The 25,721-nt window shown below is 41.6% G+C and carries 22 protein-coding genes; 4 read left to right on the top strand and 18 right to left on the bottom strand.

The genetic code is table 11. From position 1 onward, the window contains the following. Positions 1 to 11 precede the first annotated feature (11 nt). The 16 genes from D7322_RS05260 to D7322_RS05185 form a co-directional block, all read right to left on the bottom strand. A complete protein-coding gene (locus D7322_RS05260; RefSeq protein WP_121121943.1) occupies positions 12 to 641 on the bottom strand; it encodes a gluconate 2-dehydrogenase subunit 3 family protein in 630 nt (209 codons plus the stop codon). 19 nt (positions 642 to 660) lie between these two features. Continuing rightward, on the bottom strand, positions 661 to 2,094 hold the full coding sequence (locus D7322_RS05255; protein ID WP_121121941.1) for a Gfo/Idh/MocA family protein: 1,434 nt from the start codon (positions 2,092 to 2,094) through the stop codon (positions 661 to 663). Positions 2,095 to 2,114: 20 nt separating this feature from the next. Beyond that, complete coding sequence (locus tag D7322_RS05250) at positions 2,115 to 3,800, bottom strand: GMC oxidoreductase (protein ID WP_121121939.1); 1,686 nt, start codon at positions 3,798 to 3,800, stop codon at positions 2,115 to 2,117. A gap of 45 nt (positions 3,801 to 3,845) precedes the next feature. Continuing rightward, entirely contained in the window at positions 3,846 to 5,084 is a 1,239-nt protein-coding gene (locus D7322_RS05245; protein ID WP_121122140.1) for a nucleoside permease, read from the bottom strand. 94 nt (positions 5,085 to 5,178) lie between these two features. Continuing rightward, positions 5,179 to 6,102: a hydroxypyruvate isomerase family protein gene (locus D7322_RS05240; protein WP_121121937.1), complete on the bottom strand. Its 924-nt coding sequence runs from the start codon at positions 6,100 to 6,102 to the stop codon at positions 5,179 to 5,181. A 15-nt stretch (positions 6,103 to 6,117) separates the two neighbouring features. Then, complete coding sequence (locus D7322_RS05235; RefSeq protein ID WP_183078605.1) at positions 6,118 to 7,101, bottom strand: FAD:protein FMN transferase; 984 nt, start codon at positions 7,099 to 7,101, stop codon at positions 6,118 to 6,120. Between the two features lie 52 nt (positions 7,102 to 7,153). Then, positions 7,154 to 8,467: a Gfo/Idh/MocA family oxidoreductase gene (locus D7322_RS05230; RefSeq protein ID WP_108632002.1), complete on the bottom strand. Its 1,314-nt coding sequence runs from the start codon at positions 8,465 to 8,467 to the stop codon at positions 7,154 to 7,156. 29 nt (positions 8,468 to 8,496) lie between these two features. Further along, on the bottom strand, positions 8,497 to 9,465 hold the full coding sequence (locus tag D7322_RS05225; protein ID WP_121121933.1) for a formylglycine-generating enzyme family protein: 969 nt from the start codon (positions 9,463 to 9,465) through the stop codon (positions 8,497 to 8,499). Positions 9,466 to 9,699: 234 nt separating this feature from the next. Next, the gene (locus D7322_RS05220) at positions 9,700 to 10,290 is read right to left on the bottom strand and encodes a hypothetical protein (RefSeq protein ID WP_121121931.1); all 591 of its coding nucleotides are present in this window, start codon (positions 10,288 to 10,290) and stop codon (positions 9,700 to 9,702) included. 5 nt (positions 10,291 to 10,295) lie between these two features. After that, positions 10,296 to 11,039: a hypothetical protein gene (locus D7322_RS05215; protein ID WP_121121929.1), complete on the bottom strand. Its 744-nt coding sequence runs from the start codon at positions 11,037 to 11,039 to the stop codon at positions 10,296 to 10,298. 404 nt (positions 11,040 to 11,443) lie between these two features. Further along, positions 11,444 to 11,707 carry a 50S ribosomal protein L27 gene (gene rpmA, locus D7322_RS05210; protein ID WP_046672918.1) on the bottom strand — a complete coding sequence of 88 codons (264 nt, stop codon included), beginning with the start codon at positions 11,705 to 11,707 and terminating at the stop codon, positions 11,444 to 11,446. Between the two features lie 43 nt (positions 11,708 to 11,750). Further along, entirely contained in the window at positions 11,751 to 12,062 is a 312-nt protein-coding gene (gene rplU / locus D7322_RS05205; RefSeq protein ID WP_028068281.1) for a 50S ribosomal protein L21, read from the bottom strand. 150 nt (positions 12,063 to 12,212) lie between these two features. Further along, positions 12,213 to 14,255 (bottom strand): M13 family metallopeptidase, encoded by a 2,043-nt coding sequence (locus tag D7322_RS05200; RefSeq protein WP_121121927.1) that lies wholly within the window; start codon positions 14,253 to 14,255, stop codon positions 12,213 to 12,215. 68 nt (positions 14,256 to 14,323) lie between these two features. Then, complete coding sequence (locus D7322_RS05195) at positions 14,324 to 15,832, bottom strand: carbon-nitrogen hydrolase family protein (RefSeq protein WP_121121925.1); 1,509 nt, start codon at positions 15,830 to 15,832, stop codon at positions 14,324 to 14,326. A 151-nt stretch (positions 15,833 to 15,983) separates the two neighbouring features. After that, positions 15,984 to 16,325 (bottom strand): DUF3467 domain-containing protein, encoded by a 342-nt coding sequence (locus tag D7322_RS05190; protein WP_104382326.1) that lies wholly within the window; start codon positions 16,323 to 16,325, stop codon positions 15,984 to 15,986. A gap of 37 nt (positions 16,326 to 16,362) precedes the next feature. Continuing rightward, complete coding sequence (locus D7322_RS05185; RefSeq protein WP_121121923.1) at positions 16,363 to 17,481, bottom strand: M42 family metallopeptidase; 1,119 nt, start codon at positions 17,479 to 17,481, stop codon at positions 16,363 to 16,365. Positions 17,482 to 17,643: 162 nt separating this feature from the next. Between D7322_RS05185 and lgt the strand changes: the two genes are divergently transcribed. The 4 genes from lgt (at position 17,644) to D7322_RS05165 (ending at position 21,476) form a co-directional block, all read left to right on the top strand. After that, a complete protein-coding gene (gene lgt / locus D7322_RS05180) occupies positions 17,644 to 18,459 on the top strand; it encodes a prolipoprotein diacylglyceryl transferase (protein WP_121121921.1) in 816 nt (271 codons plus the stop codon). A 422-nt stretch (positions 18,460 to 18,881) separates the two neighbouring features. Then, positions 18,882 to 20,072 (top strand): tryptophan synthase subunit beta, encoded by a 1,191-nt coding sequence (trpB, locus tag D7322_RS05175; protein ID WP_220700021.1) that lies wholly within the window; start codon positions 18,882 to 18,884, stop codon positions 20,070 to 20,072. A 120-nt stretch (positions 20,073 to 20,192) separates the two neighbouring features. Then, a complete protein-coding gene (locus D7322_RS05170; RefSeq protein WP_121121919.1) occupies positions 20,193 to 20,735 on the top strand; it encodes a L,D-transpeptidase family protein in 543 nt (180 codons plus the stop codon). A gap of 168 nt (positions 20,736 to 20,903) precedes the next feature. Next, positions 20,904 to 21,476, top strand: a complete 573-nt coding sequence (locus D7322_RS05165) for a helix-turn-helix domain-containing protein (RefSeq protein ID WP_121121917.1) — start codon at positions 20,904 to 20,906, stop codon at positions 21,474 to 21,476. Between the two features lie 109 nt (positions 21,477 to 21,585). Here the strand turns inward: D7322_RS05165 and D7322_RS05160 are convergent, their stop codons facing one another. Together D7322_RS05160 and glmS are read right to left on the bottom strand one after the other, a co-directional pair. Beyond that, positions 21,586 to 23,766 (bottom strand): DUF4954 family protein, encoded by a 2,181-nt coding sequence (locus tag D7322_RS05160; RefSeq protein ID WP_121121915.1) that lies wholly within the window; start codon positions 23,764 to 23,766, stop codon positions 21,586 to 21,588. A 7-nt stretch (positions 23,767 to 23,773) separates the two neighbouring features. After that, a complete protein-coding gene (glmS, locus tag D7322_RS05155) occupies positions 23,774 to 25,615 on the bottom strand; it encodes a glutamine--fructose-6-phosphate transaminase (isomerizing) (RefSeq protein WP_121121913.1) in 1,842 nt (613 codons plus the stop codon). Positions 25,616 to 25,721: the final 106 nt, after the last annotated feature.

The following is a 25,721-nucleotide window of genomic DNA, read 5'->3' as shown; positions in this document are numbered from 1 at the left end:
ATGCATAGCTATTATGCGAATGCTTTATCGCCTTTTTTGTACGGAAAGTTTCCGTCATATTTTCCGGGGATTTTAACAAAACGCAATGCTTTTGTGCAACCTAATTCCGAATTAAAGAAACCCGTCAAAGTCAATTGTTTAAACATCGTGAACCAGTGTGGTGGATCATTTTCCACGTAATTATACAATTGATTTTGTTTTTCTTTATTTTTCTCCAAAATATCTTTTTGCTCTTCGCCCTGTTTCTTGTTAAACTCGTTTGCCTCTTTATCCAAAGCTGCAGCTACCGCTGTCCGATCTTCAGGTGAAAGTTCAAGGAAAGGTTTTCCCTTCACTTCTTTCGCTTTATCATCCAAACTTGCAAAACCAGCTAAAAATGCTTTTTGCTGCTTTTCCGTGTAACAGTCACGGACCATTACGGGAATAAAACTTCCCACGCCAGCTTCTTTTGCACCGGGAGTTGCAGTTGCTGGTAGGATAGCTTCCGCTAAATCACCTAACAAATCTGTTGTTTTTGCCTCAAATAAAGCCTGCACATCATTTGTAGCCGAACGTGTACATCCTTCCAAAAATAAATTAGCGCCAATAACGGTTCCTCCTAAAATCAAGGCAACTCGTTGTAATGCTTCTCTTCTATTCATACTACTAAATATCTTAATTTTAGAAATTATATTTCATTTCCCAACCTTGCCTGTAGTTACGTTTGACATATTGATTCACATGATCAAAATTGGTCACACGCATATTGTTGTTATCCCACAACAATTTCAAGTTGCGTCCCGGATATTTTCCATCAATACGTAAATCAGCACCTCTGATCGCCAAATTAGCCATTAATAGTGCTTCAGTCAAAGGACCAGCGATTTCAAAAGGTGAACTTACCTCTTTTTTACCATAACCCGCCTGACAAGCTTCTACCCATTGTGCGTAGTGACCAGCCTCTTGTCCGGGTACACGAGCATATTTCTGTGCTACCTGATCTTTTCTTGATGTTGGCAACAAACGTGCATTCTGACCATAAGTATCAGCCAAGATCTTACCTTTGGTACCGACCAACAAGATGCCGTTACCACCGTCACCAAAGATTTCATTCGGACCTAATTCATCCGGACGTGCAGGTTGAATACCTCCATCCATCCAGTGTAATGTTACCGGTCCATTTGTGCGCGGTGTTTTGGGAAAAGTCAGCGTTGCGTGACTTGACGGAGGACAACTTTCAGGAAAATATCCACGTTTGAACTCATCTACATAAACAGAACCTACAGTGGCCTGTACATCTTGTACATAAGTCAATCCCAATGTACTGAAAGGAACTTCCAATAAGTGACAGCCCATATCACCCAAAGCGCCGGTTCCATAATCCCACCAGCCGCGCCAGTTGAAAGGTACCAATTTATCCACATACTCTTTGTATGGGGCAGTTCCCAACCAAAGATCCCAATCTAGCTCTTTCGGAATTTCCGCTTTACCTGTTGGCCATGCAATTCCTGAAGGCCACACCGGACGGTCAGTCCAACAATATACCGTATGTACATCACCGATTAAACCAGCTTCATACCATTCACGAACAAAACGCGGTCCATCGTTAGATGCCCCTTGATTCCCCATTTGGGTAACCACTTTGTATTTCTTCGCAGCATGCGTCAGTGCTCTTGCTTCCCAAACATCATGTGTCAACGGTTTCTGAACATAAACGTGCTTGCCCAGTTGCATTGCCGCCAATGCCTGGATTGCGTGCTGATGATCCGGAGTCGAAACAGAAACAGCTTCAATGCGCTTGTGTTCTTTGTCCAACATCTCACGATAATCTTTATAATATTTTGCTTTTGGGTAACGTTTCAACGCTCCAGCAGCACGACGATCATCCACATCACATAAGAACGCTAGATCTGCTTTGCCTGAATCATGAAATGCGTTAATGTCGCTGAACCCTTTACCACCTACACCTATACCAGCCACTTGTAACTTGTCACTAGGAGCAATGAAACCATTTCCTCCTAATACATGACGAGGAACGATCATGAAAGCTGCCGCAGCAGTTGCCGCAGTCTTTAAAAAATCTCTTCTACTCGACTTATTTGAGTTATTTTCCATTTGTTATCAATCTTTAGCTATTAGATATTACCTTTTTTCAATTCACTAACTGCAAAATCAACTGCACGTGCAGTAAGCGCCATATATGTAAGTGATGGGTTAACACAGCCTGCAGAAGTCATACACGCACCGTCCGTAACAAATACGTTCAATGCATCCCAAACCTGGTTATTCCCATTTAATACCGATGTTTTAGGGTCGCGTCCCATACGAGCTGTTCCCATCTCGTGGATACCTTGACCAAATCCATATACATTATCATAGGTATACGTATCCTTTACGCCAATGCTCTCCAGCATTTCCTTCATCTCATTTTGCATGTCACCACGCATCTTCAATTCATTATCTTTGATTTCGGCATCGAACGATAGCACAGGTAACCCCCATTTATCTTTTTTGCTCTTATCCAAAGTAATTTTATTTTCATGGTACGGCAAAGTCTCCCCAAATGCTGTGAAACCTACATTCCATGTACCAGGTTCACAGATCGCATCTTTCCATGCACTACCAACTTCCATCTCGGCAACAGCACCGGACCAACGGCCGCGGCTTGCAGCCCCCTGATAACCAAATCCGCGAACATAGTCGCGTTTTTTCGTATCGCCTTCAACGTTTACAAAACGAGGCACATAAAGACCTGTCGGACGACGGCCAAAAACATAGCTATCCAAATATCCTTCCACATTACCACCGGCACCGCAACGGAAATGGTGATCCATCAAATTGTGTCCAAGCTCACCGCTGCTACTTCCAAGACCACCTTCCCAAACATCGGTCGCTGAATTCATCAACACCCAAGTCGAGTTCAATGCCGACGCACAAACAAAAATTACTTTCGCAAAGAACTCATAAGTCTGATTGGTTTCAGCATCAACAATTTCAACACCTTTTGCCTTTTTGGTGTTTTTATCGTAAATAATCTTTGTTACGATAGAAAAAGGACGTAATGTTAAGTTATTTGTCTTTTTTGCTGCAGGGAGAGTCGCTGATTGCGTGCTGAAATAAGCTCCAAAGTTACAACCCAACCAACATTGATTTTGATATTGACAATTGACACGGTCATGATGCGGAACAGTAATGTTTGCTGTCCTACCCATGATGAAATGACGTTGACCACCGTATTGTTTTTTCAGGCGCTCAGCCAAGTCTTTTTCAACAACATTCATCGCCATTGCGGGCATATAATCACCATCTGGCAAAGATGGCACACCATCTCTATTTCCCGAGATACCGGCAAATTTTTCAGCATAACTATACCAAGGAGCAATATCTTTATAACGGATTGGCCAATCTACACCATGGCCATCTTTTAAATTTGCCTCGAAATCCAAATCCCCCAAACGATAAGATTGTCTTCCCCACATTAAAGAACGACCACCCACGTGATACCCGCGGTACCAGTCAAAGCGTTTCACTTCTGTATAGGGACTCTCTTTTTCGTTCACCCAAAAATCCAGGTTCTTTTCATTCAAGGGATAATCTCTACGCAAAACCGGATAATCTTCGATCATCTGTTGCGTACGACCACCAGCATGAGGCCATTCCCATGGATTTTTATTTGGCGCAGTATAATCTTTGATGTGTTCGATGTTACGACCACGCTCCAGCATAATTGTTTTCAGCCCTTTCTCCGTCAATTCTTTCGCAGCCCATCCACCACTTATCCCCGAACCGATTACAATCGCGTCATAAGTATTTGTTGCCATCTCTCTTCTAATTATTTGTTTTTTTAAATAGTTATTTTTTTCTGTTTAGTGTGCAGCGTTCGCATTATCCACCTTCTCGTCTTTAAAAAGAGCTAAAAAGATAATAAATACTACCGCGGCAATAATTGCGGGCACGACCCAAGTATGGTTCCAAAATGCCGCTAAATCTGTTGCTTTTAAATCTTTATATTTGTCTCCTACATAGCCTGCCACCCAGAAACCGATCAACTGACCAACACCATATGTTGCCAAGGTGATCAAGCCCTGAGCTGCAGATTTGTACTTAACACCTGCTTTACTGTCTGTATAAATCTGTCCTGAAACAAAGAAAAAATCATAGCAGATTCCGTGCAGGGCAATACCGATCAACAACATGAACGATAATTCGCCCGCATTACCATAAGCAAACAGTAGATAACGGATCACCCAAGCTAACATCCCCACAAGAATGGTCTTCTTAAAGCCAAATTTTGTAAAGAAGATCGGAAGTGCCAATAAAAACAAGACCTCCGAAGCTTGACCAATCGTCATTTTACCAGTGGCATTTTCTAATCCTATCTCTGATAGAAAAGGATTAGCATTGGAATAATAAAATGCCAATGGAATACAAATCAATACCGAAGAAATGAAAAATATAAAAAAGTTTTTGTCTTTCAACAATTTGATGGCATCCAGACCAATAATTGATGCAAACGATGGCTTTTCGCCTTCATCCAATTTAACCGGCGGTGTTTTTGGCAAAGCAAAGGAAAATATCCCCAATACTAAAGAAGCGATACCCGATAGTAAGAAGGTATTTTTTAATGCTCCTTCAGAGGCCTTTGCATCCCAAAAATAACTGATAACTAAACCAGCAATGATCCAACCAATGGTTCCCCAGATGCGTATAGCCGAGAACTGCTTTTCTGGATTTGTTAATTGGCGAAATGAAACCGAGCTCGTTAAAGCCAACGTTGGCATATATAGAATCATATAGGCCAATACATAGGGATAAAAAGTAGACATATCGGCAGCACCATACATCTGATACATTAGCACTGCGCCAACTAAGTGCAAAACACCCAAAATACGCTCCGCATTAAAATAACGATCGGCAATCATTCCTACGATAAAGGGGGCGATAATCGCACCCAATGACTGCGTCGAGAAAACATTAGCCTTTTCAAATTCTGTCGCATTCAAATTCTTGCTCAAAAAAGTGCCTAATGTGACAAACCACCCCCCCCAAATAAAAAATTCAAGGAACATCATGAAGGATAGTTTAAATTTTATTGTTGATGAAATCATAAAAAAATGGTGTTTTACAATACTACTAATTGGTTTTACCTGCTCAATTTAAGAAATTAAATCTAATTGTCAATAGTACACTATTAAAATATTACAAAAAGCTATCTACTTCGCGGTATGCGGCCACCAATCTGTCCTCGCCCTCTTTGCCGGGCTTAGAATTACCATGCTCCATCCCCATTACGCCCCTATATCCCTTACTATGAATGTGTTTAAATACATTTTTATAATTAATTTCGCCCGTAGTTGGCTCTTTACGGCCTGGATTATCCCCGATCTGTATATAAGCGATTTCATCCCAGCAACGGTTTATGTTTGCGATTAAATCGCCCTCGGTACGTTGCATGTGATAGATATCATACAAGATTTTACAAGAAGGGCTATTCACGGCTTTACACAAAGCATAGGTTTCGTGTGTCTGTTGCAAAAATAACTCCGGGGTATCACTTAAGGTTTCAAGCACCATCACTAGTCCATGGGGTTCAAAGATCTCCGCTCCTTTACGCATCGCGGTAAGAATATTGGCGAATTGGTTTCCCCAAGGAAGTCTACGTTCGTAGAATCCGGGCACTACCGTAAGCCATTTTGCGTTACAGCGTTTGGCTGCTTCGACAGACTTATGGCATGTTTCGACAAATTTATCCAAAAACTCCTGTTTTCCTGTCGCCAAGGAAGGCATCCAGTTTTGGCCGCCATCAACCACAAATACACCCATGGTCATCCCCAATTTGGCCAGTAGTTCACCTATTTTCTTTTGCTCATCTAATGTCCGGCCGAGATAGCCATTGTCTTCAATTCCACGAAATCCCAAATCATACATGTAACGAATTTCGTCAAGAAAATTGTCCCCTGCATGATTCTTGAACATCCCTTGATGGGGTGCATAATTTAGATTAAATGTCTTTCCTTTATCCATCATATTGGTTGCATTTTGATTTGTTGAGGCAAATGTGTGCCCAGATAATCCGGCTCCAGCAGCCAAAAGGCCACTTTTAATAAAATCAGATCTTTTCATTTTGTTTATAGTTGATTAATTTTTAAATAATTTACCAAATCCATCCGAATAAATCGTCTGAATGGACTGGTTTTTATTTTTGTAGATAACAAAAACTTCCACATCTTTCAGCTTTTTGGCTTTAGCAATAATTTCAGTGGGTTCCATGCTCATAAAGTAATTGTCCAGGGCATCGGCATCTATGGCTGTTCCGGCGTACACCGTAACACTTAAGATGCTGGTCGTATAGGGAAACCCTGAAATGGGGTCTATGTGGTGTCCCAGTCTTTTATCTTTATATTTAATAAACTTCTCAAAACTACCGGCCGTAGTTAACGCCCCGGACCGGAGCTGCACAACGGCCGTCATAGTCTCTTCCTGTTTACTTCCATCGGGTTGTACAATACCGATTGAAAAGCCCTGTTGCCCGGGAGCTGTTCCCGAAACTCGGATTTCACCCCCAACTTCCACCATGTAATCAGACAGTCCTTTATATTTTAGATAATCTGCCAGCACATCCACCGTATAGCCCTGTGCGATACCATTGACGTCAATTTTAACACCCGGTTTTTTCTTGATCAGCTGATTGCCCCTGACCTTGAGGTTATGCATACCGACAAATTGCTTTGCCTGATAGACGGTCGCCGAATCGGGTGCAACCGGGCTTTTTTTTACACCGAAGCCCCAAAGGTTGACCAATGGGGCAATGGTAATATCGAATTGGCCTTTAGATAGTTTGTTGTATCGGAATGAAGCGGCGATGACATGCACCATATGCTTATCCATTTCGATATGTTGTACCGTATCCTGGTTGAACAGCGATATCTTTGAATCCTTGCGATAGACCGACATGGATAGATCAATGATTCTCAAGATGCTATCAACTTCCGACCGCTTGACAACACTATCCGGCGCGAAATAAGTGATGTGAAATTGTGTGCCCTGCGCGGGGCCTTCCAGGCGAATCCTATTTAACTCTTTTGAACCAGTTTGTGCCTGCGCAGCAAGCAACCCAATCATAAAAAAGAATATACAGCAGATTTCCCTCTTTAGCCCCATTGCCGCACAGCTGTTAAATATAAAGGTTGGTATTTTGACCAGGATTAGCTACAGCATAAAAACCTTCGGTATCCGGCAATAACTTCGGTTTTGCATCCCAAGCCAAGACATCCGGACCTAATTTGATCGTTGATTTCAATGCCTCATCCCATTTGATGACCTTACCTGTATAACAAGCAATACGGCCAATGATACCAGTTAAAGTACTGTAGGCACCGTACTCCGCATTGTCAAACTTATACTCTCCGTTAGCAATTGCTGCGAAAAGTTCTTTATGTTCCTGTTGATAAGGGTTAGGGTTACCTTTCGCATCATGACGATAGATTTCTTTACCTTTCCAATCATACAATATGGCTTGTCCACCGGCAGAAAGGTATACACGGCCTTTTGTTGCCTGAAACTGCTCATCAACACGATTTTGTATTCCTTCAAAATGTCTACATTGGCTATATACCACACTGTTGTCCGCATAGGTTAATTCCAGCGCAAAATTATCGTAGATCTCACCATATTCTTTGCCTGTACGGTGCGCCCTGCTTCCAGTTCCCTGGATAGATACCGGATAAGAACCTTTCACCCAGTTTGCAATATCAATATTGTGTACGTGCTGTTCAACAATATGGTCACCGCATAACCAGTTGAAATAGTACCAATTGCGCATTTGATACTCCATTTCTGTTTGCTCAGGCTTACGTGGGCGTACCCATACCCCACCTGAATTCCAATACACCTGTCCCGAAGTTACATCACCGATTGCACCATCGTGAATACGTTTAATGGCCTCACGGTAATTCGTTTGATAACGACGTTGCAAACCTACGACAACATTCAATTTTTTGCGTTTTGCTTCAGCGGCAGCACGGATAACTTGTTGCACTCCGGGAATATCCACAGCAACAGGTTTTTCCATGAAAACATGTTTTCCCTGACGGATTGCTTCTTCAAAATGTGCTGGCCTAAATCCCGGGGGCGTAGCCAGAATAACCACATCTGCCAATTTGATTGCCTCTTTATAGGCGTCAAAACCTACAAATTTATGGTTGTCGCTGACGTCAATTTTATCTTGCCATTTTTCCTTAAGGGTATTATATGTACTATCTAAATTATCTTTAAATGCATCAGCCAAAGCAACAACTTTGATGTTCGCTCCCGAACTTAGCGCATCAAATGTAGCCCCTGTCCCCCTACCTCCACAGCCTACTAAAGCTACTTTGATCACATCGGAACCAGCAGCATAGGCTCCAGATAAAGGCAGCGAACTTAACATGGCGCCGCCAGCAACCATGGCAGAAGTTTTAATAAAATCTCTTCTTTCTAGATTTTCCATAATAGTTTTATATTGATTATTTTATTTTTTTAAAAATCTTTAATTGGTTTTTTATCATAATAAGCCATAATCTCTTCATGACTAGGGGGATTTACCGGTCTAACTAAACGCATACCAACGAAGGGGGCCTCGGGGAACCACCAATTACTTTTGGGGACCTGCGGGTCCAATTGTTTCCATATAGGATCCGATGCACCACGGGCAGCCGAGCGCAGATCAGCAGCGGCACTGTCAAATGCACCACCTCGGACAACATTGGGATACAATGTCGTAGGAACAACAACAGGATTAATCAATACCTTATCCTTACCTTCTGCATAGCTATCAGCCTTATATTGGTCGTAGGTCCATTCCCCCACATTTCCATAGATATCGTAAAGGCCCCAAGGATTTGGCTTTTTCTCTCCTACCACATGCGTTTTTTGGTCAGCATTATCCTTAAACCAGGCATATTCTCCTAATTGCGTATCGTTGTCGCCGAAAAAATAAGCCGTCTTCGCACCACCACGAGCCGCATATTCCCACTCTGCCTCCGTAGGAAGACGATAAAACACCCCAGTACGAACATATAACCACTTGCAGAATTGAATCGCATTATAGTGGGTCATAGCAAGTGCGGGATGCCCCTCTTTACCAAAACCAAATGTCATGTCAAGATAGGGCTTCGTAGGGCGGGTTACGGCGTCTATTTCCGGAGCAACCTTACCATCCTTACTTTTCGCAATTTCATAATCTTTGTACAAAAAGGGTTCAAACAAGTCCCAGGTTACTTCATACTGTCCCATCCAAAAAGGGTCGAGCTTAACCTCGTGCGCTGGCTTTTCATCTTCCTTACCGCCAGATATAGATCCCATTTTAAAGCTTCCGCCCGGGATAGCTACCATTTTAAACGAAAGATTGGTTCCCGCAATGGTCTGCTCATAAGAATCCAACTTGTTTTGAGCAATGGCATGTACTCCAGCAAACAGTAAAACAGGAATTAAGAATCTTTTTAACATATTTAGGTTTCTATTTAAAGACTAAAATATAAAATAAGGTGTATACTTTACACTTTGGCACTATAACTTTTTTATTACAGTTTAATTATTAACCGAATAACCATTTTATAATAACGGTTTAGCAAATTGACCTGTCGCTCTTTATGCCGAGCACAGTGCATTAAAAAATCTTCAACAAAAAAGGTTTTCCATGCGCATGGAAAACCTTTTTATCTCTTTACTGATCCGTATCCTTTATAGCAGGATTTTTCGGCTCACCGCCTTGTCTATGGTAATATATCCAGGATAGAATACCGATTGGCCAGCAATATTGATTGAAGGTTTAATTTTTAACGTAAATATTCCCTTTTTATTCTCATCACTGGACATTAAAAAATTTTGCAGGTCAGAATTTACTAACAGATCATAAATATTGGTCGCAATACGCACATTGGCCATCGTTGATCCCCCGGGTTCAATTTGTAAGGATTGATTGACAATTCCTTCGACAAGCTGTTGACCGCCATACAGGATGATATACTGAAACTTATTGATTGACGCCTTCTTCAAGGTTGGGTTATCAATTTTAAGACGAATAACCGCATCCAATGGAATATCTTTTCGTAAATAGGCCAAAGCCAAACTGGGTGCTGCCCCCAGATCAATCTGATTATTTTTTATCAGACGCTGCAATGATGTTCCTGCCAATCGAATACTGTCTACAGATTCTACATCAAACTTACATTTCGCCAAGTTCTCGATCTGTGCCTTTTGTCGGTTCACACCACATCCGGAAATGAATAAAACCAAAAAGACCAAACATCCAAATAAAATTTTCTTGCTCATAGCCGCTATTTTCCTCCAAATTTATACAAAACTCCCAGTGTAAACAATGGGTAACCCGCTTTTAAATATGTATTACTTTTAAAGCCAAAAACCATTCCATTCGTATACTGCAACTTCCACCCTTTCCCAAGCCCCATCCGTGTATAAAATATGGGTTCAATCAGCATGTTATCTTCTTTCGCTACGGCAAAACCATCAATAGCGAAGTTCTTCATACGCATATTGCTCAGTCTGATAATCGTCCCATAGTCAATATCATGTTTATTTCCGAACAATTTCAGAGCGTCTTTCTTTTCCGATGAAAAGTTCACTTGCACAAACACTTTGTCAAAATCCATATCCTGTGTCTCGACAATAGCCTGCCCCATGGTTGAAGATCTTTTATCAACTACACTCGTGGTTCCTAGCCCATATCCGCCATACACTTCAAATACACGATTATTTTTTCGGCCAAAACGCGTATAGTACCCGATCCCTGCTTCCCCCATTTTCTGTGCATAGTCTTTCGTATTGGATTTATTGTCCAAATAAGATCCATTGGCAATGACAGCGACATGATCGGTCACGGCTACTCCCAGATTTGCAGAAACGTTTGCCTTTGTGTTTATATTGCCGGAAATATAAACCTCACCAGCTTCCGTAAACATAGGTGCCGAAGGCACATTGGGCATATAGATCGAACTACAGGAATATAATGAACAGGCAAATAATCCAACGCACAGGCCATATCCAAACTTGTTGTATTTCATATATAAGTAATTATTCAGTTGTATGAGCATTCAATGTATCCATGAATGCTTCGCATTTTGTATTTTAATGGCCATATGGAATATCCTCATTATATATGCACCAGCGCTTAACCCCAGAGGGCAAGCATGCTTAAAAAACACATATCCTTTATAAAAATTGTACCAAAGCAGTTACATTTAACAGAAAATAACAATTCATCGCAGGAGTTAAGCGGATAATTTATAAACAAACACCATAGTTACAGCTGGCACGGCTCAGCAAGCAGCTCGTACCCAGGCAGATGAAACGCTGCAGATTTTTAACAAAATCTTTGCAGCTGTTTAAAAAAATTAAACAATAAAAGGGACATACATAAAAAAAGGCATCAATTGCTTGATGCCTTCTTCAAATATTGTTGCAAACCTTATGCTTGTTCTGTAGGAACTACAGATACATAAGATTTATTGTTAGCTTTTTTACGGAAAACTACTTTACCGTCTACTAAAGCGAACAATGTGTGGTCTTTACCAATACCAACATTCGTGTCAGGATTGTGTTGTGTACCGCGTTGGCGTACGATGATGTTACCTGCGATTGCTTGTTGACCACCGAAGATTTTGATACCTAAACGCTTGCTATGTGACTCACGGCCGTTCTTAGAACTACCCGCACCTTTTTTGTGTGCCATTTCTTTATCTTAATTTAAGACTAATGTCTGATTAAAAATTCAATTATAACGTAATACCAGTGATCTGGATTTTAGAAAATTGTTGACGGTGACCGTTTTTCTTTTTGTAGCCTTTACGACGTTTTTTCTTGAAAACGATAACTTTATCGCCTTTTAAATGAGACAAAATTTTAGCCGAAACTTTTGCACCAGCAACGCTAGGTGTACCAATGGTAAATTTACCACCGTCTTCTGCTAACAATACATTGTCAAATTCAATACTAGCGCCTTCATCTCCTTGTAAACGGTGTACAAAAAGGAACTGGTCTTTTGCAACCTTAAATTGCTGTCCTGCTATATTTACTATTGCGTACATTGTTAATTAATTAAATGTGTTATTAAATGAAGGGCAAAAGTAATTAGTTTTTCTCATAATTCAAAGATAAATCTATCTTTTTCCCTTCAATTATTTTCAGCCTTTGCGCTATCGCGCAATCGAAATAACAGAATAGCAAGGATTAAGCCCTTACCAAACTAAAACTCTTTTTTCTGGCGCGACATACATTTTAGCCGTAGGCTGTACATTAAATGCCTTATAAAATGCCTCCATATTATAGACGGGACCATTTACACGGAACTGCTCAGGGCTGTGTGGGTCAACCTTCAAACGTAAACGCATACGCTCGTCGCTGCTCTTCACCCGCCAGACCTGCGCAAAACTTAAAAAGAAACGTTGATCAGGTGTGAACCCGTCAATCTTCTCGCTTCCCTGTCCTTGTTTGGTCAATTTAAACGCATCGTAAGCGATGTTCAAACCACCAATATCGGCCAGATTCTCTCCTAAGGTCAGTTCTCCATTGACATGTTGATTATCCAATAAAGTGAAGCTTCCATACAATTTTGCGACCTGATTGGCTCGTTCGGTAAACTGCTTGGCATCCACTGCTGTCCACCAGTCGTTTAAGTTACCGTCTTTGTCATATTGCCGCCCCTGATCATCAAAACCATGCGTCATCTCATGACCTATGACAGCACCAATCGCGCCATAATTGATCGCATCGTCCGCATTGGCATCAAAGAATGGAAACTGTAGGATGCCCGCCGGAAATACAATCTCATTGTACGGAGGATTATAATAAGCGTTTACAGTCGGTGTGGTCATCAGCCATTCCTTCTTGTCGACAGGCTTGTTTATTTTAGCAACCATCTCCTTATAGGCATGCTTAGCCGAAGATTGCAAATTGGCGTAATACGTATCTTTTGCAACTTCTACATCGCTATAATCTTTCCATTTTTCTGGATAACCGATTTTCTTGACAAAAGCTTCTAATTTTCCGATCGCTTTTTTCTTGGTTTCCGGTGTCATCCAGTCTAATTTCTCGATTCTGGTCTTGTAGACTTTTTGTAAATTATCGACCAGTTCCATCATGCGTTGCTTTGCTTCCGGTTTAAAGTAGTCATCCACATAAAGCTTACCCACGATTTCGCCCAGGTTTTCATCTGCTGAGCTCACCATTAATTTCCAACGCTCTTTTTGTTGTTTCTGCCCATTCAGCGTCTTGCCGAATAATTCAAACTTAGCATCTCGAAATTCCTTGCTTAGCGCAGTTGCCGAAGCATTAGCCAAATCAGCCTTTAGTTTTGTTTTCCAAATATCTACAGGCTGTGATTTCAACAAATTATTTAAGGCGAGGTAGAACTTAGGTTGCTGTACCAAAATTGTATCAGTTTTCACCTCCAATCGCCCAAGAATATCTTTCCAATTCAAATTTGGGGTTTGTTTCTGAAAATCCTGAACGGCAAACTTATTATAGTTTTTGATCGGATCCCGCAATTCAACGGGTGTTAAATGGGATTTCGCGATTTCCGTCTCCAATTTGAGTACCTCTTCCGCAGATTTCTGTGCAGTTGCTCCCTCACCAATCAACCCGAACAATTTAACCAAATAGGCTACATAAGCTTCCCGAATCTTTTTGGCTTTATCGTCCTGATCCAGATAATAGCTAGCCTCAGGTAGGTTCAGGCCACCCTGAAAAAACTGAAGCGCATTTTTAGTGCTGATCCGATCATCGGCTGCTACATAGAAACTAAAAAGGTCTCCATCCCCTTCTTTGAATCCATCAGCCGCATAGGCGATCAATTCATCAACATTTTTTAATGCATTGATTTTTTGAATAGTCCCTTCTATTGGCTTGGCTCCCAGCTTGTCAATCGCCACAGTATCCATACCGCTCGCGTAAAAATCACCTGCTTTCTGTTGGTCCGATCCCTTCTTGGCGTTGGACTGAGCAGCATTTTCCAATACTGTTTTTAATTTCTGCAGGTTTTCATCTGCTAGAATATAAAATGAGCCCCAGCCCGTTTCGGAAGCCGGTATCTGGGTATTTTTCATCCATGCACCATTCGCATATTGGAAGAAGTTGTCGCCAGGATTGACCGTGGTATCCATGCCAGAAACATCAAAAAAATTGGTTCTGACTTCCTGTGGACTCTCCTTACTTTTATTGGACTGACATGACAGCATCATTAAGACGATCGAGAGCGTCCCCCATTTGACTTTTTGTATCATACTTTATTAGATTAAAGAATATAACTAAAGCTAAGCATATTTTGAAGCGCTTCAAAAATACAGCGCAATTATTTCAAAAGTTTTACCTCATATAAGTCTTTACGTCGGTCTTTTTTGACTTTTACCGTACCATATTCATGCAGGTCGCGAAGGGCGTAGAGATCCACATCAGCAATCAGCACCATCTCCGCATTGGGTGTGGCCTCAGCCTTGATGGCATTATTCGGAAACGCAAAATCCGACGGCGTAAAGACTGCGGATTGCGAATATTGGATATCCATGTTGTTGACACGTGGCAAGTTGCCAACAGACCCTGCTATGGCCACATAACATTCGTTTTCGATGGCACGGGCCTGTGCACAGGTCCTGACCCGAATATAACCATTTTGGGTATCGGTCATAAAAGGCACAAATAAAATCTGCATGCCCTGGTCAGCCAAAATACGGCTCAATTCCGGAAACTCCACATCATAACAAATCAGTAGGCCGACCTTACCACAATCTGTATCAAATACCTTCACCTCACTTCCACCTACCATACCATAGTATTTAAATTCATTTGGCGTAATATGAATTTTCTTGAACTCATCCAGCTTACCATTACGATGGCATAGGTAAGAAACATTATAGAGTTTCTTATTTTCCATCAGCGGCATAGAGCCAGCAATAATATTCACATTATAGGAAACCGCAAATTGCTGGATCCGATCAATAATTTCGGAAGTATGCCGGGCCAGCCTTTCCATTGCCAATCGCTCGGGAAGATCGTTATATGGACTCATTAATGGTGTGTTAAAAAACTCGGGAAACATAATAAAGTCTGTTCCGTAGTCGCTTACCGTATCCACAAAGAATTCGATCTGGTCATAAAACGCTTCGATATTATCGAATAAACGCATCTGCCACTGCACCAATCCCAGACGGATCGTCTGTTTGGTCGTTGAGATCGACCGGGTTTCCGATTCGTAATAAATATTATTCCATTCCAGCAAAGTAGCAAATTCCATCGACTCGGCATCTTCCGGGAGATAATGTTTCAGCACCTTTTTGACATGAAAGTCATTGGAAAGCTGAAACGTCAATGTCGGATCATAAATCTCTTTGCGTTTTACCTTCTCAATATAGACTCTCGGACTCATCTTGTCCGCATAATTATGGTAATTGGGAATCCGTCCGCCGGCAACGATACATTTTAAGTTCATCTGCTCGCACAGCTCCTTACGTGCATCATAGAGGCGCCGGCCCAATCGCAATGCACGATGTTCTGGATGGACGAATACTTCGATACCATACAACGTATCTCCGTCATCGCTATGTTTGCTGAATTTACCGTCATCAATAATATCATAATAACTATCATAGATGTTGTTCTTTTTGGAATTGAGGATAATGGATAGCGCACAGGCAACCACATGCCCATCGATCTCCACGCACAATTGTCCTTCGGGAAATATCTCGATCAGATCCTGAATATTTTCCTTTGACCAGGTATCCCCTACACCATCATAAGCTTGTTCCATTGATTTTTTCAAATCAACATAATCCTTCTTTGTCAAGTTGCGCACTTGAATATCCATATAAATCTCCTTTTGAAATAAGTTTATCTAAAAATAGCAAAAGTCGGGCCCAAGCCCAAATACCAGCGTAGCCCAGCAACCACAAATGGAGACAAAAAAAGGCGCCAATTGTTTTATTGGCACCTTAATTATCGATAGATTATACTATTGACTATGCTTGACCTTGAGGAGTTCCGAAAGGAAATGCTACAGTTGGGTCGCCACCTTGTTGAGGTTGTTCGGCAACACCTACATCCATTTTAATCGGACCGTTCAGAGCTTCGAAACGATTCACGTTATCAACCAATGCACCTAACAAGCGTTTTGCGTGCTCCGGAGTCAAAACGATTCTTGATTTCACTTTTGCTTTTGGCACTCCTGGCATCACACGGATAAAGTCAACCACAAATTCTGTATTAGAGTGAGTGATAATCGCAAGATTTGAGTAGATTCCTTCTGCTACTTCTTCTGTCAACTCGATGCTCAATTCGTTTTGATTTTGGTTATTTTCCATAATAATTCTAAATGATAAGTTAATATAATCCTAAATTCTATTTTGTAAATGTTCTAAAGTCCTGTCCATCCTCGATATTCAACAACGTATGATAGATCAACCGGATCACATTGTCGACATCCTCTTTGTGCACCATTTCAACCGTTGTATGCATATACCGCAACGGCAAAGAAATCAACGCTGAAGGCACGCCGCCATTGCTATAAGCAAAAGCGTCAGTATCTGTTCCTGTATAACGTGAACATGCCTGACGTTGGAACGGGATATTATTTTCCTCGGCGACTTTCACCAACAGCTTATTCAAGTTGACCTGAACCGCCGGAGCATAAGACAATACCGGTCCTTTTCCGGAGAATAAATCTCCTTGAGTGATCTTATTGATCATTGGCGTTTGGGTATCATGCGTCACATCAGTCACAATGGCAACATTCGGCTTAATGCGATCTGCAATCATTTCAGCACCGCGCAAACCGATCTCTTCCTGCACCGAATTTACGATATATAATCCAAACGGCAATTTCTTTTTATTCTCTTTCAGCAGACGAGCGACCTCAGCAATCATAAAGCCACCGGCACGGTTGTCCAGGGCACGTCCGATATAATAACGGTCGTTCAGGATCGAAAAGGTATCCTCGTAGGTAATCACACAGCCAACGTGCACCCCCAAAGCCTCCACTTCCTCTTTGGAACTGCAGCCACAATCCAAAAATATATTTTTTAGGGAAGGATTTTCTTCTTTCTCGCCCGAACGAGTATGAATGGCAGGCCAGCCAAATACCGCCTTTACGATCCCTTTTTCGGTATGAATGTTTACCCGCTTGGAAGGCGCAATCTGATGATCCGAACCACCATTCCGCACCACATAGATCAATCCATCTTTTGTAATGTAATTGACAAACCAGGAGATTTCATCAGCATGTGCTTCGATCACTACTTTATAGCTCGCTTTGGGGTTGATAACACCAACTGCGGTACCATAGTTATCCACGAATGTTTCGTCCACATAAGGTTTCAGATAATCCAGCCATAAGCGCTGACCGTCCCATTCAAAACCTGTGGGTGATGCATTGTTTATATATTTCTCAAAAAATGAAAGCGAATCTTTTGTTACAACTGCTGTCGTTTTCGGTTCTTTTTTCTTATTCTTTTCAGCCATCTTTTCCTTTTCTATTTACTTTCGTCAAAATATGAAAATTTCAATGAAATGCAAAAGTAAAAATGTTTTTTGGAATATTCCTTTTACATTTCACTTTCATTTTATTGAAAAATAAGATTAAACCTTATCTTTACCTTAGTAATTTAAACAGACATAAAAAATATGAATTCAATACTAAGTGCAATACATTGGAACGTAGATCCCGAGATGTTCAACTTTGGCGCATTTGCCCTACGCTATTACGCCCTATGTTGGCTCCTCGCATTCTTTGTGTCCTATGTTATTATGTTGCGCATTTTCAAAAAAGAAGGCCGCACGCAAGAGCAACTGGATCAGCTCTCCATCTATATCTTCCTCGGCACACTGATCGGCGCACGACTTGGTCATTGCCTGTTCTACGATTTTGACTATTATAAAGACCATATCCTCGAAATTTTCCTCCCTTTCAAATGGGATAAAAACGGATTCCAGGTGACCGGTTTTGCAGGATTGGCCTCCCATGGTGGAGCCATTGGTATCCTTGTCGCACTCTACCTCTTCTGCCGCAAGACAAAGACTGACTTTTTATGGTTAGCGGACCGATTGGTTGTGGTGGTACCTATCGCCGGCGCATTGATCCGGATTGGTAATTTTTTCAATTCGGAAATGGTGGGCACACCTACGGATATGCCCTGGGCAATAATTTTTGAGCGTCATGACAATATCCCCCGCCATCCGGGCCAGCTCTATGAGGCCATCGCCTATATTATCATCTTTATTATTATCGGCTTCTTATTCAAATCGAACCCGAATCGTCAAAAAGGAAAATTGTTCGGTATTTTTATGGTTTTATTATTTGGTGCGCGGATGGTGTTGGAACATTTTAAAATTGATCAAGAAGCCTTTGAACAAAGCATGTTGCTCAATATGGGACAGCTTTTGAGTATACCTTTTATTTTGGTCGGTCTCTATTTTATTTTCCGAAAACCAAAAGCTTAAAATACACAGAGATCTGAGACAGTTCGCAACGTCAATATATAGCTGGCATCTTTCTTACAAAAGATGCCTTTTTTTATCGTTATGCTTCGGCTTCGGTCCGACCGCGGTAGCCGCCTGTTCCGAAACGGGGTCGCATCTGGGTCACCATGAATCCGACATGAGTCCGCGGTGAGTCCGTGGTGAGTCCGAGTAAAACCCGGATTCAGCACGAATTCACCACACTATAATATTAGTCAGACCTGCTTTCAGACGCGATTCAGGCCCGAATCAGCCTCGAATATGACCCAAATAATCATCGACTCGGACCTAAAACACGGACTCCATAAACAAAATTAGCTTGTTTTTTTCCAAAGACTCCAAAGATTATTATATTTAGCCTTCTTTAATAAGCAAAATTTTACAACAAGAAACTTAAGCCTAAAATGAGTCTAGAAAAGTGCGCATCTGTCGAAGCCAACGAAAACATGCTTCAATACAATGGTAAATATGGCGAGTATGGCGGGTCATATATCCCACCTGTTCTGGAAAATCAGTTAAATAAATTAGCCGAATTTTTTGATAGCCATGTTCAGAAAGAAGAATTCCAAAAAGAATTCATCTCCATCCTCAAACATTATGTGGGACGCCCCTCACCTTTGTATTTTGCAAAGAACCTGAGTGAATATGTAGGATCTAGAATCTACTTAAAGCGGGAAGACCTGAATCATACCGGTTCACACAAAATCAACAATTGTATCGGTCAGATCCTGTTGGCAAAACAAATGGGCGCTACGGAAATTATTGCCGAAACCGGAGCTGGTCAGCATGGAGTTGCAACCGCGACCGCCGCTGCTCTCTTAAATATTCCATGCAAGGTATTTATGGGCGAAATTGATGCCGCCCGCCAGGCCTTGAATGTGAAACGGATGGAGTTGCTGGGGGCTGAGGTTGTCACAACAAATCTAGGAAGCCGAACACTTAAAGATGCTGTTGACGCCGCCTTGATGTATTATGTCGAAAATCCAACATCTTATTATCTTCTTGGTTCACATGTCGGACCGCATCCCTATCCTAAAATGGTGGGCTATTTTCAGAGTGTGATCGGCAAAGAAGCCCGACAACAAATTCTTGAACAGGAGGGGCGTCTTCCGGACAGTATCTTTGCCTGTGTGGGCGGTGGATCAAATGCCATTGGGTTATTTTCAGGTTTTCTGGATGATCAAGATGTTGAAATCAATGGCGGTGAAGGCGGTGGATCAGGTACTTACCCTAAGACAGCCGCTACCCTGTCGTTTGGTAAACCGACTGTATTTCAAGGTACCTATTCCTACTGCCTCGTTGACGATACAGGCAATCCGATCCCATCCACATCCGTATCTGCTGGACTGGATTATCCGGGCATATCGCCTCAGCATGCCGCTTTAAAGGACAGCAATCGAGCCAACTATTATCCTATTACGGACGACGAAGCAATCGCCGCCTATAAATTGCTTTCCAAATTAGAAGGAATCATCCCGGCAATCGAGTCTTCACATGCTGTTGCCCTAGCCGTCAAACTATTGAAAGATAAAAACAAACTTGCTATAGTTAACCTATCTGGCCGTGGAGACAAGGATGTCGACCGTGAATTTTAATAGATCACTGAATTTAAATAGCCCTAGCGAGTTGCTCTATGAGCAACTCGCTAGGGCTATTGATGTAAATCTGGGTTTTCCACGTATACTAACCGTCCCATTTAGATATCAGCGATTCTTATGAAACGAAATAGAAATTGCCGCAACTGGCTAAAAATCGTTGCTGTCGTATTCCTCCTATTGATTCTTGGGGTTACCGCCTATAACCTTTATCCTGAACCCCGCTTACCAAAAAATGCGGTGGTCGACAAACTTGTGGTCTATAAATCCAAACGAACCCTATCAGTTTATGCGCAAGGCAAATTGCTCAAATCCTACCAAATATCGCTGGGCGGAGAACCGATTGGTGCTAAAAAAATTGAAGGTGACTTAAAGACACCGGAAGGATTATATTATATCAACGATAAAAATCAGTACAGTGGATACCACAAGAACCTAGGGATTTCCTATCCGAATGATCAAAATATCGTCTATGCCAGATCTTTGGGCAAAACTGCGGGTGGTGACATCAAAATCCATGGCTTAAGAAATGGAATGGGCTTTATCGGGAAATTACAACGTTGGACAGACTGGACACTCGGCTGCATGGCGTTAACCAACACAGAAATCGATGAACTTTACCAGGCCGTCCCCATTGGTACCCCTATTGTGATTAATCCCTAGCGTTGATCAGCACGTCAGTTCCAACGGCTAGACAAACTGTATGGATAGCTCCGCAGAAAGCACCAAAATGCTACAACATATCACCTAAATCTTACAACAGAAATGTCCGATTAATTTGCGATTTTTGGGTTTGGATTTGGATTTGTAACTTGTATTAAAAATAATCGAATGAAACTCGCAATAAAGAATATGGTATGCAATAGATGCATCATGGTCGTCGAAAACGAATTGGCCAAGCTTAATCTTCATATTAAACATATTTCTTTAGGACAGGTCGAAATTGAAGAGACATTAGACCGGGAACAATCGGCTCAGCTAGCCGAAAGCTTCTCCGCCCTTGGTTTTGAACTCATCGATGACAAAAGAACGGTATTGATTGAGCAGGTCAAGCATTTGGTCCTGGACTTAATCCGCAACCAACATAACAATACCAATCTTAATTTATCGGAAATAATAAGTAATCAGATTTACCATGATTATAATTATATTTCGAATTTATTCTCGGATGTTGAAGGCATGACAATCGAAAAATATTTCATTAGCCAAAAGATTGAATACGTGAAGGAACTTTTGGTCTATGATGAATTGACACTAAGCGAAATCGCCTATCAGTTGAACTATTCCAGCGTTGCTTATTTAAGCAATCAATTCAAAAAGGTTACCGGACTGACTCCTAGTCATTTTAAGCATATCAAAGAGAATAAACGTAAACCATTGGATAAAATACATGATGCAGGATAAATTTATTCAGCTCCAGCAGTTTTTGACAGGTCAATTCATTATTTGACGCCCGATTAAAAAAACAGATATTAAAGATTACAGAAAAGGCCTCCGAGCGGAAGCCTTTCTTTTAAAATTGCCCTTTCAAATTTGCAACCCTTATCTTAAATGTCTCTAATTCTTTTTGTTGTTGATTGATAAAGGAGTTCTCCTCCAGCTTCCCTACCACAATATCACGTTCTTCATCATTGGCATAGACCATGTTTTTGAACGGATTTTTGTAGTCTTTCGCGCGTGATTTATAAATCTGTTCACCAATCCAGATCCGGTGTCCGAGCGCCTGATCCAACAAAGATACAATTTTATCTGTTGATAAAACCATACCTTCCAAATTTAAGACTTCGATTAAAGATAAGAGTGCATGTTCACGTTTATCTAGGGGGTAATCTTTACTCTTATCATGATAGAATTCGTGGACTTCATCCCAAGAATCTATTTTTTTAGATTTAATATCGTCCAGAAAAGTTTGCAACGCGTTACTTTCTATCAGCTGTCCACCTATATTTTGCCAGCTGGTACGCGCCTTATCCGCTAAAGATTTAATGATATCCTGCAGCGAAAGTCCGTCTTCAAGTGCATCCATCAGATGCAGCACACCGTAATACTTAATAAACGAGCGATACAAATGATAGGCTTCGCCAACTTTCTGAATGACAGTAGGTCTTCGGGAATTCTCAGCTCCTTGCAGCACGATGGTCTGATTTTTCAGATCCATATTGTTGGCGAGCAACGCCCGACCGGCAATAATACGCTCTTGCGTATCCTTACCTGCTCCAGTGTGAAGGCTATCTGCAACAGCCAAGGCCAATATATCCATTCCTTCGAACATTTCATTCACCGTATCCGGTGCCAACATATCGTATTCAAAATATTGGTTTTTGAAATGTCTGTTATCCCTGGCTTCATATTTATTGGCGTTACGCACCAATGCGTACATATTGTACATAAACCAATAGCCAGGAATCAATACGAGCTGATCACGCTGCACATCATTGCTCACCAGCGTGAAAGGCAATCTAATGTCCAATTCGTGTAGAAAATCTCCTTTGACAATGAGACAATAGGATGCAAACCTAGAGTTGTGTTTTAAACTGACACAGAGTCCCGGCCAAAAGCCACGTCCTGCAATAATCTCACCGTCAGCAGCTCTGGAATTGTGGTTTGACCCCACTGTCGCTCCGGCAGCCATGTTGCTTTGCCCCATGACCAATGCTGCACACAGAAAAGAATTATTATGATGTTGCTCATGCGCCGGAAAAATCAGAGAATTAAGTACTTCACAACAGGATATCGTCGAATTATCGCCGAGATAAGAATTGATCAACCGTGCACCATATTTCAGCTGGGAGTAAGAGGCCAAAATAAAACGTACTGCCTTTACCCCGTAGAATATACGGCAACCGTAACCAATGATACCATTGACCAGCTCACAGCCCTCACCAATTTGCGTATAGGATTCCCGGGAAGAATTGACGGTCACATTTTTCAGCTTGCTTACTCCTTTAATATAAGCATCGGTACCAATCTTCACATTTTTGATTGTGAATGTATTTTTAATGACACAACGATCCCCTATCTGACTATAATAACCACGTTGAGTACCAAATTTCTGGTCCGTCAGCTCTTCAAAACGGTGCTGTAGCATACGATCATGGCGATTTCGCGTCCACAGGTAAACATCAGCGGCCTGCATGCCGTCGAAAGGATAAACGGAGCGTGCTCCATTTTCATTGCAAAGCTCCAATTGGATGCGTTTATCGGATTCTTCACCATCCCGCAGAATACCATTTCCGAATTTAGCCGTGCTACCAGTTTCCATCTCCTTGATCTGACTTAACAGCACTTCATTCCCCACAATAAAATAGGATAAATAACCTATATGATGTACAGCTACATCATCGCCAAAATCCGAGCTGATAATGGTCGAATGATATAAACCGATGGGAAGCTGCAGATTTCGATATTCGAGGTAACTAGGGCTTAAATTTCCGATACGTACCAAGCCGTAAAATTTGCATCCCTGAACCTGCTTGGGATCAAAGATCGCCGAAACCTTCACCTTGGACCAATCACTCGACCAATTACCATTAGCAATAAGTTCCTGAACCTCAATTGACGTGAGATCACGGTAATCATTACGTGGATTCTGCTGAAAACGCAGGGTGTACTCATCCTGCCCTTCATGGAGAAATTCATTTGGGATAAAATCATATCCCAAATGCTCCAAAGGTATTTTCTTCAATACACTCATGCGCCTCCTATTCTACTGTGACAGATTTGGCGAGATTACGAGGTTTGTCAACGTCTAAGCCTAACTCCACACCAATATAATAAGACAATAACTGCAAAGGAACAACGGAGATTAAAGGAGCAATAACCTCATCTGCCTCTGGAATTTCCATAAAATCATCCGACAGATTTTCGGAAACGGCATCACCTCTGGTAACTACGGAAATAATCTTCCCTTTCCTGGCCTTTATCTCCTGGATATTGGAAACAATTTTTTCATGATAAGCATCTTTGGTGGCGACGAAAACAACGGGCAAGTTTTCATCGACCAAAGCAATAGGGCCATGTTTCATCTCCGCCGCCGGATAACCTTCGGCATGAATATAAGAGATCTCTTTTAGCTTTAGCGCACCTTCCAGGGCAACCGGGAAATTATACCCTCTGCCAAGAAACAAGAAATCCCTCGCGTCTTTATATTTTTTTGCTATTTGTTGAATCTTTTCGATTTGCGTATCCAAAATCCACTGTACTTTCCCGGGAACCTCATGCAATTCTTCCGACAGTTTCAGAAAACGCTCGTCGGAAATCGTTCCTTTTAACGCCGCAATTTTTAATGCGATCAGGTTGAGGACAGTCAGCTGCGCCGTAAATGCTTTTGTACTTGCCACGCCGATTTCAGGCCCCGCATGCGTATAAGCGCCTGCATCTGAAAGACGTGCAATGGATGAGCCTACCACATTCACTACGCCCAAAATTATAGCGCCCTGTTTTTTTGCATTCTCCAACGCAACCAAGGTATCCGCAGTCTCCCCGCTTTGTGAAATGGCCAAAATAACATCTCCGGGATGGATCACTGGATTACGGTAACGGAATTCAGACGCATATTCCACTTCAACGTTGATGCGGCATAATTCTTCTATGACATATTCTGCAATTAATCCGGCATGCCAGCTTGTACCACATGCCACAATCACAATCCGATTGGTGTTGCTGATCTCATTCGCATACTTCTCGATTCCACTAAGAATAATCTGTTTCGCCTGCAGATCCAGACGACCACGCATCGAATCGTAGATGGTATCCGGCTGTTCAAAAATTTCTTTGAGCATAAAATGGTCGTAGCCACCCTTTTCAATAGCCGATAACTCCAGATCCAGCTTTTGGATATACGGGGTGATACGTTCATTCCCCAAATTTTTTAGAATCAGCTCTTCTGGCGTTATAATCGCCAGTTCGTAGTCATTGATATAAACAACCTCTTTGGTATAGGCCAACATTGGCGAAGCGTCTGACCCTAGAAAGTGTTCGTTTTTACCTATTCCGATGACCAGCGGGCTCCCCTTTCTGGCTGCAATAATCCGATCTGGGTGACCAGCTTCTAAGACGAGAATCACATATGCACCGACGACTCTTTTTAAAGCAATGCGAATGGCCTCTTCCAGAGGACACTCATTCTGTAATTGGATTTCTTCGATAAAGTTAACGAGTACTTCTGTATCCGTATCACTTTTAAAATGATAACCTTTATTAATTAATTCTGATTTTAAAGATGCATAATTTTCAATGATACCGTTATGAATCATTGCGATGCGTCCACTGTTTGAGTAATGTGGATGCGCATTTCGGTCCGAAGGCTCACCATGAGTGGCCCATCGGGTATGCCCCATTCCTGTTGTTGACTGAAGGTCCTGACCGTAAACGAATTCTTCCAAATTTACGACTTTTCCCGTCTTTTTGTAAACATCAACATGTTCACCTTTGTGTAGTGCGACTCCTGCACTGTCATAACCGCGGTATTCTAATTTTTTCAATCCGTCAATGACGATACCATACGCCTGACGGTAACCTGTGTATCCTACAATTCCACACATGCTTGTCTCAATTTTAAGTATATATATATTTTGTTAATGCGGTCGCAATGTAATAAAAAATATCTATGCAATCGATTGATTAACCTAAATTTAATACAAAAAAAAG

This window comes from Sphingobacterium puteale (assembly GCF_003627955.1).
Taxonomy (GTDB): domain Bacteria; phylum Bacteroidota; class Bacteroidia; order Sphingobacteriales; family Sphingobacteriaceae; genus Sphingobacterium; species Sphingobacterium puteale.
Note: the sequence above shows the minus strand (reverse complement) of the source record. Positions and strands in the feature narration are given on the sequence as shown.